The organism is Actinotalea sp. Marseille-Q4924 (assembly GCF_916618755.1).
Lineage (GTDB): Bacteria > Actinomycetota > Actinomycetes > Actinomycetales > Cellulomonadaceae > Actinotalea.
The window spans coordinates 39576-51299 of sequence record NZ_CAKAKB010000001.1; the positions used below are offsets into that span (position 1 = coordinate 39576).

7 protein-coding genes are annotated in these 11724 nt (G+C 75.5%); 2 read left to right on the plus strand and 5 right to left on the minus strand.

The window, feature by feature from the left end; genetic code table 11:
* Positions 1–152 precede the first annotated feature (152 nt).
* Genes LG379_RS00160 through LG379_RS00175 form a run of 4 tightly spaced genes read right to left on the minus strand, consistent with a single transcriptional unit; the run spans position 153 to position 7282 of the window.
* The gene (locus LG379_RS00160) at positions 153–695 is read right to left on the minus strand and encodes a hypothetical protein (RefSeq protein WP_225752582.1); all 543 of its coding nucleotides are present in this window, start codon (positions 693–695) and stop codon (positions 153–155) included.
* A gap of 13 nt (positions 696–708) precedes the next feature.
* On the minus strand, positions 709–4146 hold the full coding sequence (locus tag LG379_RS00165; RefSeq protein WP_225752583.1) for a lipid II flippase MurJ: 3438 nt from the start codon (positions 4144–4146) through the stop codon (positions 709–711).
* Complete coding sequence (locus tag LG379_RS00170) at positions 4143–6740, minus strand: DUF6049 family protein (RefSeq protein ID WP_225752584.1); 2598 nt, start codon at positions 6738–6740, stop codon at positions 4143–4145. Before LG379_RS00170 ends, LG379_RS00165 begins: the two co-directional genes overlap by 4 nt.
* A complete protein-coding gene (locus LG379_RS00175; RefSeq protein ID WP_225752585.1) occupies positions 6737–7282 on the minus strand; it encodes an NUDIX hydrolase in 546 nt (181 codons plus the stop codon). The genes LG379_RS00170 and LG379_RS00175 overlap by 4 nt, the downstream gene beginning before the upstream one ends.
* A 198-nt stretch (positions 7283–7480) precedes the next feature.
* Here LG379_RS00175 and LG379_RS00180 point away from each other — a divergent pair, with 198 nt between their 5' ends.
* Both LG379_RS00180 and LG379_RS00185 read left to right on the plus strand, forming a co-directional pair.
* Positions 7481–8920 carry a CCA tRNA nucleotidyltransferase gene (locus LG379_RS00180; protein ID WP_255632881.1) on the plus strand — a complete coding sequence of 480 codons (1440 nt, stop codon included), beginning with the start codon at positions 7481–7483 and terminating at the stop codon, positions 8918–8920.
* Positions 8921–8992: 72 nt separating this feature from the next.
* Entirely contained in the window at positions 8993–9466 is a 474-nt protein-coding gene (locus LG379_RS00185) for a pyrimidine dimer DNA glycosylase/endonuclease V (RefSeq protein WP_225752587.1), read from the plus strand.
* A gap of 49 nt (positions 9467–9515) precedes the next feature.
* Here the strand turns inward: LG379_RS00185 and LG379_RS00190 are convergent, their stop codons facing one another.
* Positions 9516–11642, minus strand: coding sequence for a SpoIIE family protein phosphatase (locus tag LG379_RS00190; protein ID WP_225752588.1), 2127 nt, complete (start codon positions 11640–11642; stop codon positions 9516–9518).
* Between the last annotated feature and the right edge of the window lie 82 nt (positions 11643–11724).

Below are 11724 nucleotides of genomic sequence, written 5' to 3' on the forward strand. Positions count from 1 at the left end.
TCACTGCGCTTCCGAGAGCCAGGAACCGATCCTAGGGGCGATCTGTTCCACGAGCGGGCGCGCCGGGCACCCACGAGGACGTCGCCCCCGGGTGGTCACCGCCCGGACACAGGACGGACGACCCACGGTCACGGACGGCCCTGCACGCTGGCTCAGCCGGCCGCCGGCCCGTTCAGAACGACCTCGTTGAGCACGACACGGTTGCGGCCGTCGGAGTCCTGCGGCAGCTGCGGGAACCACAGGACGATGTGCGCCGCCTCTACGGGCTCGGGGAACGTCAGCACGGTCTCGGGACCGAGCGGCCCGGACGCCAGGACGGGACCCTCCGTCGGAGTGCTGGGGTCCGTCGCCCGGACCTCGACGACCCCGCCGTTGACGGACGTCTGCAGCGTGACGGACGCGACCGCGGTCGGCTGGGCCAGCGTCACCGCGTAGCCGACCCCCGGCTTCATCCCGTAGTCGGGGCTGGCGTACCAGCGCGTGTACCAGAACGTGCTGGGGTCACCGTCGTGGGCGAGCGGCACCGCCTCGGGGTGCTCGTTGTTGTCGCCCGTGGGCGGCGGGTCGAGCTGCTGGGCCGACGCGATCTGCGGAGGAACAGGTCCGGCTTCTGCCTCGGCGGACCCGCCCTCGGCCCCCTCGGCAGGGGCCTCCTCGGCGGGTGCCTCTGCCTCGGGCTCCGCAGGCGTCTCCACGACGTCGATCACCTCACCGCCCCCGACCGGGGGCAACGGCGACGTGATGGTGCGCCAGGCGGTCCACAGGCCCAGGACCACCGCCAGCAGGAGGATCACGAGCACCCAGGGCGTCGGGTCGAAGGAGAGCCGGGAGCCACCGCGCTGGGACGGTCCCACCTGGACGGGGACCTCCTCGCGCTGGACGGGCGGACGGCCGGCACCGTCCCGACCGCGAGGACCTGGCCCGGAGGGCCGGGCCGTCGCGCCCGCGGGCGCAGCTGCCGGTCCCGACGTCCCCACGGACCCGAGCGCTGCACCGGCTGCCGCCGAGGCGCCGACCGGCGCGAACGCCGACGACGCGCCGGTGACGGGCGACGTCACGCTGCTGCGCGCTGCGGCGGCGGGTACGGGCGGGCGGCCGGTGGGTCGGACGTCCGGCGCGGACCCGCTGGGCGGGCGGGATGGCCGGAGGGGGCGTGCCCGGGCGCGCGGCTGCGGGGAGCGCCTGCTCGTCGAACGTGGCGCGCACCGGGTGCCGCGTCACGGGAGCCGGTGGACCACCGGCAACCGATGAACCGGCAGCCGCGCCGCCCTCGGCGTGGCGCTCGTCCCCGACACCCTTGGTGCGCTCAGCCTCCGGCGCGTCAGCCGACGCCGCGTCGCCCTCCCCGGTCGGGGGCGCCTCGCCCGCCTGGGTCGGCTGCGCCTCGGTCACCGGAGCGCCGGTCTGCGTGACCTGCGCGGGGGCCGCGCCGGCCGGGGCCGCGGTCCGGGCCGGCGCCTCGGGGGCGTGCAGGACCGGCGCGGCCACGGCGGCGGCGACGCCGGCCGCGCCCGCAGACGCGGACGCAGTGCCGAGGTGGCGCTGCCAGGCGGTCGCGTCGTCGGACACGCCCGTGACGCGTCCGGGGTCGACCTCGCCCCACGGCTCGAGCTCGCGGACCAGCTCGGCGGGGCTGTGCGGGCCGTCGTCGTGCGGGCCGAGAGTGACGGTGCAGAGCGTGTCGAGGTCGTTCGGCACACCCGGCAGGAGGTCGGCAGGCGGCACGGGAGCGCCCGCGACCACCGGGGCCGTCGGCACGTCGGTCTCCACGCCGGCCGGTGCCGGCCACCGGCCGGTCAGCGCCAGGTAGAGCAGGCCGACCAGCCCGACGGTGTCCGCGCGGGTCGTCGACCGGGCGTCGCCGAGGCCGTGGCCGGCCAGCTCGCCGTCCATGCCGAGCCCGGAGAGGAGCACCGTGCCGTCGTCGGCGACGTGGACGCAGGACGGCCGCAGCGCGAGGTGGTGCACGCCTCGCCGGCGCGCCACCTCGAGGGCCACGGCGGCCTCCCCGACGACGGCGCGCGCCTGGTCCGGCGGCAGGGGCCCGTGAGCGGTCAGCTCCAGCAGGTCCCGCCCGCGGGGCGGCTCGCTCACGACGTAGGCGACGTCGGAGTGCTCACCGACGTCGAGCACGCGCAGCAGGCGCGGGTCGGCGACCAGGGCGGCGCGGCGGGCCGCGTCCTGCGCCTGGGCGACCCGGCCGGAGACGAGCAGGGAGACGCGCACGGGCCGGTCGAGGATCTGGTCGCGGCCGGCCCACACCTCGACGCCGGGCAGGTCCGACCGGTCTGGGTGCTCCAGGCGGTACCGGCCGGCCACGAGGGCACCCCGGCCGATGGTCGCGGACTCCAGAAGACCACCTCCGTGTCGATCGGCCGAGGTCTCGACCGTCTGCCCGGCCAGCTCCGCCTCCTGGACCGGCGCAGCGGCGTCGGACGCCGCGGCGGCCACCTGCACCCCGTCGGTGCGGACGCCGTCGTCGGTGCTCATGGTACGGCCCACCCGCGCGCGCCGGAGCAGGGGCACGAGGAGGTCCTCGAGGTCACGGACGCCCAGCACACGCAGCAGTACGACGTAGACCGCGAGCATGACCGACCCCACGACCACGCAGGCCAGCAGGGCCCGCAGGAGCCCCGCCCGGGAGAGGTCGCCGAACAGCAGGCTGAGCGGCCACCCCACGGCCGCCGCCGCGACGGCCGCCGCGGCGCACCGTAGGTACGTGCGGGCGACGCCGCCGCCGATGCCGCCGAGCCGGTGCCGCACCGCGACACCGCCGCGGACGGCGCCGAGCCAGTACGACGCCGCGATCGCCGCGCCCGCGGTCGCCGTCCACCACCCGGGCTCGAGCACGAGCCGCCCCACGAGCGTCACCACGACGACGACGACCGCCATGGGCACCTGCACCCAGAAGAGGCTGCGGGCGTCCTCGTAGGCGTAGTAGACGCGCTGCACGAGCGCCCAGGCCCCGAGCGCGACCAGCCCGAGCGTGAGCGCGACGACCACCGGGGCGAGGACGGCGGCGGCCTCGGGCACGTCGTTGATGACGATGAGCCGGGAGACGGGCAGCGCGAGCACGAGGATGAGCGCCGTCGCGAACACCGTGAAGATGCCGACCGTCCGCAGGCCGCCGGCGAGGTCCCGGCGCACACCCGCGACGTCGTCGGCGGCGGCGTGGTTGGCCAGCCGCGTGTACAGCGCGGTCACGAGCGAGACGGTCACCAGGGAGTGCGGCAGCATGAAGATCGTGAAGGCGATCGTGTACTGGTTGTTCGTCGCGACCGCGCCCAGCCCCTGCTCCTCGGCGACCTGAGCCGCCTCGAGGCCCACGCGCGTCACGATCCACACGCCGACCTGCCCGACCACGAGCGCGGCGAAGGTCCATCCCGCGACCTGCGCCGCAGACCCCAGGCCCACCCCGCGCCACCCGCGTCGTGGGCGGAACGTGAACCCGATGCGGCGCAACGGCACGATGAGCACGAGCGCCTGCACGACGACGCCCAGGGTCGCGGTCCCGGCGAGGAGCGCCATCGGACCCGTGGTCCAGAAGCCGTACGCCTCGACCGGCGCCCCCGCCTCGTACCGCCCGTGGATGCCGATGAACACGAGGAGGCCGGCGATCGCCACGAGGTTGTTGAGGACCGGGGCCCACATGTACGGGCCGAAGACGCCGCGCGCGTTGAGGATCTGTCCCAGCAGCGTGTAGAGACCGTAGAAGAACACCTGGGGGAAGGACCACACCGCGAACGCCGTGGTCAGAGCCAGGTACTCAGGGCTGCGGTTGGCGCCGACGGCGGTCACGACGAGCGGTGCCGCGACCATGAGGAGGACCGTCGCGCCACCCAGGACCAGGATGCTGACGGTCAGGAGCCGGTCGACGTAGGCCTTGCCACCCGGCTGCTTCTCCGCGCGCACGATCTGCGGGACCAGGACGGCGTTGAGCACGCCGCCGGCGATGAGCATGTAGATCGCCGTCGGCAGCCAGTACGCCGCTGCGAAGGACGTGGCGGGGATCGTGATGGACCCGATCGCACCGACCAGGACCACGACGCGCAGGAGCCCGAACACGCGGGACGTCGCCGTCCCGGCCGCCATGACGGCGGTGCTCCGCCCCAGGCTCGCGCCCAGGCCGCGGCCGTCGCTGCTCATCCGGGTCCTCTTCCGTCGGGGGCGTCGCCGTGCGGTGCGCCGCGGACCGCGGCGGCGTCGCCACCAGTGTGGTCGACGGCGCCCGCGCCAGCACGGTCGTGGACGGTCTCAGTTGTGGACGGACCGTCGCCGCCTGCGGATCGGCCCGTCGCGCCCTCGAGCTCCGCCACCTGCTCCGGGGACAGCGCGTCGGGGCCGGTGTACGGCTGCGGCTGCGCGCGTCGGCCGGTGCGGCCACGACGGATCGATCGGACCAGACCCACCACGAGACCCAGCGCGAGCAGCGCACCGATGCCCGCCGTCCCGATGCCCTCCCAGTCCGCACGGACGCGCACCGCGATGACCGTGTCGTCGTCGACGAGGACCCCGGCGGGTGTCCGGACCTCCACCGCGACGGCGACGTCGGCGCTCTGGATCGCGTGCACGGGGACCTGGACGACCTCCTCGCCGTTCGCCGGGACCGTGACGGGCACGCCGCCGTCGGACCGCAGCCGGGCGCTGTCCGGTCGCAGGTCCACGACGACGGACACGTCCTGGTCGAGGGCGTTCGTCACCCGGACCGGGATGCCGGCGCTCGAGGCGATGATCGTCAGGTCGCTGCCGGGCACCACCGCGACGGCCTCCTCGAGCGCCGCGGTCAGGGCGCGCGCCTTGTCGGCCAGGTCGGCGCGGTCCCGCGGCCGCTCGCGCCACGCCACCGACGTCGGAGCGAGGACCTCCAGGGCCCCGTCTCCGGCGAGCCGGTCGGGCTGGTCGACCATCGTCGCCAAAGCCGCACGGTCGGCGACCGCCTCGGCGACCGCGTCCAGGAGGTCCGCGGAGACCTCGCGCTCGCCGACCACCCGACGTGGCAGGGTCCCGCGGTCCACGTCCGTGTCCGGCGCACCCACGAGCGCGGTGACGGGCTCCATCCGTACCCACGGGGCGTCCGCGAGAGCCCCTAGCTGCGCCTGGACGACCGCGACGTCGGGCGACCACTCCCGGGGCAGCGTGGCCAGCACGTGCCGGCCGTCGGTCGGTCGCTCGCGCGTGATGACGGCCAGCTCGGCCAGGAGGTCCTGCGCCGCCGTCGCCGGGGTGCGCTGCGCCTCGTCGTCGCGGGCGTCGCCGTCGTCGTCGAGGGTGAGCGAGCCCGTGCGCAGGGCGTCGGACAGGCGTTCGTCGGCGACGAGCGCCGTGATCTCCCCGCGTGCGGTGTCGACCGTGGTCCGACCGGACGGTGTGTACGTGAGCACCGCCGGCGGCGCCAGCTCACCCGGGCCGACGACGACGGCGCGCGCACCGTCGGCCTGGACGAACGACGCGGTCGTGAGATCCGGCAGGTCCGTCGCGGGCCAGGACAGGAGGCCCGCGCCGGAGGCGGGCAGGCCGACGTCGTCGGCGACCTCGGCGCCTCGCTCGCGGGCGAGCGCCAGGACGTCTTCCGCACCGGCGTGCGCCAGCGCCTCGACGTCGGCGTCGAGGTACGGCAGCAGGTGCACGTCGCGGTCGGTGACGCCGTCGAGCAGGCGCGTGGCCCAGGTGGTCACCGCCTCGGGTGCGGTCACCCCGCCCGCGCCGGACGCCGCGCCGTCGTCGTCGCCGACGGCGCCTGGCATCGCCCCCATGCTGCGGCCGGCTCCCTGCGTGGGGCTCGGGCTCGGCGTGGGGTCCGTGCCGTCCGCCGCGCTGTCCGCCGCGCTGTCCGTCGCGCTGTCCGTCGGGGCGTCGTCGTCGGGGTCGCCCTCCGGCGTGCCCGCGTCGGGCCCCTCGGGGGCCGGGTCGCCGGCGGCCGGCTCCTCGGCCCGCACGGCGGCGGCCTCAGCGAGCCACGGGTCGAGCACCCACGTGACGTCGGACTGCTCCTCGGTCGCCTCGAGGACGCGCGCCAGGCGACCGTCGGTCGTCAGCGCCCCGAGGTCCGCCACCCACTGGCTGTCGTAGGGGTCGAAGGCGGGCCCGACGAGCGGCACGAGCACGCTCATGCGGGTCGCCGTCACCTCCTCGACGGGGAACCAGAGCGCGAAGGACCGGGCGGCCCCCAGGCGGACGCGGGCGGGGTCTGCCGCGTCGACGACCTGCACCGCCAGGCCGCGCGGCCCCCACGCCCGCTCACCGCGGGCGAGCCCGAGGCCGTCGGCGGGGACGGTGACGGTGACGGTCGTGGCGGCGCCGGGCGGGAGGGGTGCGCCGGTGTCGCCCTGGGCGACGATCCCGCCGAGGGCGCCGTCGAGCGGTGCGGTGCGCCAGCCGTCCAGCGACGTCCGGCTGATGTAGGACCGGCCGTCGACGTGCAGGAACACGCGGGGCTGCGCCACCTCGCCCTGCGAGGTGTTGGTCAGGCGTGCGGTGACGGTGAGGTCCTGTCCCGGCCGGAGCACCTGCGGCGTGACGGCGGTGATCTCGACGGTGACGGGGAGGGCGGCGTCGTCGGCGTGGTTCGTCGCGGGGACGGAGGCGGTGGCGGGAGAGACCGCCGGGACGCCGTCCGCGACGACCGGGGCGATCGGGGCGATGCCGCCCGTCGCCGCCGCGCCGGTCGCGGCCGTCAGCCCCGTGAGCACGCACGCCCCGACGGCGGCCGCCGCGGCGCGCCACCGGGAGCTGCGGCTCATGCCCGGGCGATCACCGCGTGCGCGGCGATCGCGAGCCGACGCTCGTTCGGGTACGCGAGGCGGTCCGCGAGGTCGACGACGGCGACCCACGCGACGTCCTCCGCCTCGCCGTCGGGGTCGCCCTCGACGCTGAGGTCGCCGCCGGTGGCGCTGAGGAGGAAGTGGTGGACGACCTTGTGCACGCGCCGGTCGTCACCGGTGAACCAGTAGTCGATCGTGCCCAGCTGCTGGAGGACGACGCCGTGGATGCCGGTCTCCTCCGCGATCTCGCGGACCGCGGCCTCGGCAGGTGTCTCGTCACCCTCCAGGTGGCCCTTCGGCAGGCACCACTCGAGCCGACCGGCACGGTTGCGTCGCGCGATGACCGCGGCGTGGGGCCGGCCGTGGACCGTGGAGACGACGAGCCCGCCGGCGGACGTCTCGTCCACGACGGGCAGCGGCGTGGCGTGGCGCAGCCGCGCGAGCGGGTCGATGTGCAGGGCGTGCCCGCCCGGGGGCGTGGGCACGGCGCCGCGCCGCGGGTGAGGCACGGCGGTGGACATGCGGCCACTGTAACGACCGGACCGTGAAGGTCCGGTGCCCGCCCGGGCAGGGACCAGGAGCGGCGGTGTCACAGGGATCTGGCACGCTGGTGTGTCGTGTCCACGCAGCCCCCCTCCTCCGCCGCCGCGCCCCAGCCGCGCGCCGCCCGACCTGACGCCGCGGCCCTCCAGCGCCGCGCGGCGGAGGTCCTGTCCGGCATGGCGCCGGCCGCGCTCGAGCTGGGCGCCGCGTTCGCGGCCGAGGGCCACGAGCTCGCGCTGGTCGGCGGACCGGTGCGTGACGCGTTCCTCGGGCGCACGAGCACCGACCTCGACTTCGCGACGTCGGCGGACCCCGACAGCACCGAGCGGATCCTCGCGGCGTGGGGCGACGCGACGTGGGACATCGGGCGGGCGTTCGGCACGATCGGCGCGAAGCGGCACGCGCGCCCCGGCCGGTCGGGCGCCCCCGCGGCCGAGGACGTCGTCGTCGAGGTGACGACCTACCGGACCGAGGCGTACGACCCGACCTCGCGCAAGCCGGAGGTGGCGTTCGGCAAGGACCTGGACGGGGACCTGTCGCGCCGGGACTTCACGGTCAACGCGATGGCCGTGCGCGTGCCGGACCTGACGTTCGTCGACCCCTTCGGCGGGCTCACCGACCTCGCCCGCGGCGTGCTGCGCACCCCCGTCACGGCGACGCAGTCCTTCGACGACGACCCCTTGCGCATGCTGCGCGCCGCCCGGTTCGCCGCCCAGCTCGGCTTCACCGTCGACGACGACGTGCGGCGGGCGATCGAGGAGATGGCGTCACGGATCGCGATCGTGTCCCCGGAGCGGGTGCGCGACGAGCTCGTCAAGCTCCTGCTCGCCCCAGACCCCCGGCCCGGGCTCGAGGTGCTCGTCGACACCGGGCTGGCGGACCACGTCCTGCCCGAGCTGCCCGCGCTGCGCCTCGAGATCGACGAGCACCACCGGCACAAGGACGTCTACCAGCACTCGCTCACGGTGCTGGCCCAGGCGATCGCCCTGGAGACGGGCACGCACGACGCCCCGACCGGACCGGTGCCGGGGCCGGACCTCGTGCTGCGGCTCGCGGCGCTGCTGCACGACATCGGCAAGCCGGCGACGCGGCGGTTCGAGCCGGGCGGTGGCGTGAGCTTCCACCACCACGAGGTCGTCGGGGCGAAGCTCGTCGCCAAGCGGCTGCGGGCGCTGCACCTCGACAAGGACACGGTCAAGGCCGTGGCGCGGCTCACCGAGCTGCACCTGCGCTTCCACGGCTACGGCGACGCGCAGTGGACCGACTCGGCGGTGCGGCGCTACGTCACGGACGCCGGGCCGCTGCTGGAGCGGTTGCACCGCCTGACCCGCTCCGACTGCACGACCCGGAACCGGCGCAAGGCCGCGCGGCTCTCGGCGGCGTACGACGACCTCGAGCGCCGCATCGCCGAGCTGCGCGAGGCCGAGGAGCTCGCCTCGATCCGTCCCGACCTCGACGGGCAGGAGATCATGGCTGTCCTCGGGCTTCGGCCGGGGCCGGAGGTCGGCAAGGCCTACCGCTTCCTCATGGAGCTGCGCATGGAGCAGGGCCCCCTGGGCAAGGACGTCGTCGAGCGCGCTCTGCGGGACTGGTGGGCGGAGCAGGGCGCGTCGTAGGCGTCACCCCGCGGTGAGGCGGGCCGGGGCCGAGCGGGTGCGTGGGGCGTCGTCGTCGGTGAGGGTGGTCCGGTGAGGCTCTGGTCCGTGCACCCCCGATACCTGGACCGGCAGGGCCTGACGGCGTGCTGGCGCGAGGGTCTGCTGGCGCAGAAGGTCCTCACCGGGAAGACGCGCGGGTACCGCAGCCACCCGCAGCTCGAGCGCTTCCGGGTGCCCTCTCCGCCCGCCGACCCGCCGTGGCCGCCGGGCGGGCCCATCACCACGTACCTGCACGGCATCGTCGACGAGGCGGTCGCGCGCGGCTACGCGTACGACCGGTCCAAGGTGCTCGCGCCGCCGGACGCCGACCTGCGTCTCGAGGTGACGACCGGCCAGCTGCGGCACGAGTGGTGGCACCTGCGGGAGAAGCTGCGGGCACGGTCCCCGGACGTCCTGCGGCGGTGGCGCGACGTCGACCTGCCGGACCCGCACCCTCTGCTCGTCGTCGTCCCCGGTCCCGTGGCGGCCTGGGAGGTGCGGCAGGACGCCGTCGTCGGCGGGTGACCACGGGGTGTGGGCCGACCGCCCGGGCCCGCCCGAGCGCGAGGCCGCGTCAGTCGGTCAGGTCCGGCACCTCGACGCGACGGACGACGAGGACGCAGATGTCGTCCTCCTGGTCCTCCCCGACCATGGCCCCCACGAGGACGTCGCGGACCTCGGCGGAGCTCATGCCCTCCGGCAGCGCGGCGAGCGTCTCCGCCAGGGCGTCGATGCCCGTGCGGAGCGACCGGTCCCGGCGCTCGACGAGACCGTCCGTGTAGATGACGAGGGTCGCGCCGAGGGGCAGCTCGAGCTCCTCCTGGGGGGCCTCCTCGAGGTTCGTCACGCCGACGGGCGTGCTCAGGGCCCCCATGAGGTAGCGGACGCGGCCGTCGGGCTGGCGCAGGAGGGGCGGCGGGTGGCCGGCGCGGCTGTAGGTGAGGCGGGAGCCCTCCAGGCGCAGGTAGACGCACGTTGACATGTCCGCCATGTCGAGGCCCTGCACGAGCTCGTCGAGGCGACCCATGACGCGGCTCGCCGACTCCCCGCTCCACGCGTACGAGCGCAGCACCGAGCGCAGCTGGCCCATCGACGCGGCGGCCTGCAGGTCGTGGCCGACGACGTCGCCGACGGCGAGGCCGATCGCGCCGTCGGGCAGGGGGAGGACGTCGTACCAGTCCCCGCCGACCTCGGCGCGGTGCAGCGCCGGCAGGTACGACGCGGCGAGGTCGAGCCCGGGGACGTGGGGGATGACCGGCAGCAGGCTGTGCTGGAGGGTGAGGGCGGCGGCTCGCTCGCGCAGGTAGAGCCTGACGTTGTCGAGGGCGAGGCCGGCACGGCCCCCGACGTGCGACGCGGTCTCGATGGTCTGGTCGGAGAACTGGTCGTCGAGCAGCACGAGGGCGCCGATGACCCGGTCCCGCGCGCGCAGCGGCACGATGAGGACCTGCCCGAGGTGGCCGAGCCGCTCGATGCGCTCCCAGATCTGCGGCGGCGTCTTGCTCCGGGCCGCCTCGGCGTCGACGTCGAGCGCCGTGGTGGGATCCGCCGACTCCGACGCCATGACCTGCTCCAGGACCCTGGAGCTCTGGATCCAGTCCAGCGCGCCGTTCTCCTCCATCCACACCGCGTCCTCCCGGCGGGCCGGGTCTCGGGGGACGATGTGCACACGCTCGTGCTTGCCGCGGTCGCTGGTCACGGTGACGTAGCCCCACGCGGCGAGCCGCGGCACCACGGTCTCGGCGAGCGCCCGCACGGCGTCGTGGTAGTCCAGGTGCTGCGCGAGCTCCTCGCTGACGCGTGCGAGCAGCTGGAGGCGCTCGGAGACCTGCCGTGCCTCCGCCAGCGCCTCGTCGCGGGAGATCTGCATCTGGATGCGCTCGGTGACGTCCGCCTGGATGCCGACGTGATGGGTGATGTTGCCACTGCTGTCGACGACCGGGCTGATGACGACCTGGTTCCAGAACGGCGTGCCGTCCTTGCGGTAGTTGAGCACCGTGTCGGCGACCGTGCGGCCCTCGCGCAGCGCCCGCCGCATGTGGTCGATGACGTCGCGGTCCGTGTCCGGACCCTGGAGGAAGCGGCAGTTCCGGCCGAGGACGTCGGCCGCGGCGTACCCGGTCACCCGCGTGAAGGACGGGTTCACCCAGACCAGCGGGTCGTCCGGCAGACGCGGGTCGGAGATGGCGAACGACAGCTCGCTGGCGAAGGCGGCGCGTGCGTGGAGGTCGCCCGCGGCGTCCTGGAGCGCACGGACCGCGTCCTCCTGCCGCAGCGGCATGAGGATGACGAGCGCCTGGTGGGACAGCGGCGCCGGGGCCTCGGACAGCGGGATGCCCATGATCCACAGCGCCTCACGAGCGGCCGAGTCGTCCGACGCGCGCTCCGCGTCGACCTGCATGCCGCGAGCCGGCTCGCCGTGAGCGATCTGGCTGAGCGTGCGGGGACCGTCCTCGAGGAGCGTGCCGTCCGGTGTCTGCAGGGACGCCCTCCGCGACCAGTCCTCGAGGCTCACCGGGAGCGCCAGGTCGGGCGCGAGCTCGACGGCGAGGAGGTTGGCGAAGACGACGGTGCCCTGGTCGAGGTCCACCAGGAGCGTCGCGGCGGGGCGGTCGTGGACCAGGGCGGGCAGCGCGCTCCTCGCGCGCGGGTCCGACGCCCTCGGAGAGCCTGCGGGGGCGGCGACGGGGTCCTGCTGCATGGTTCAACTTTAAGTGAGCCCCACGACGGAGTCGCGCTGTAGATCACCCACCGGGCACGGTGCGGGCCGCGCCCGCGGGCGT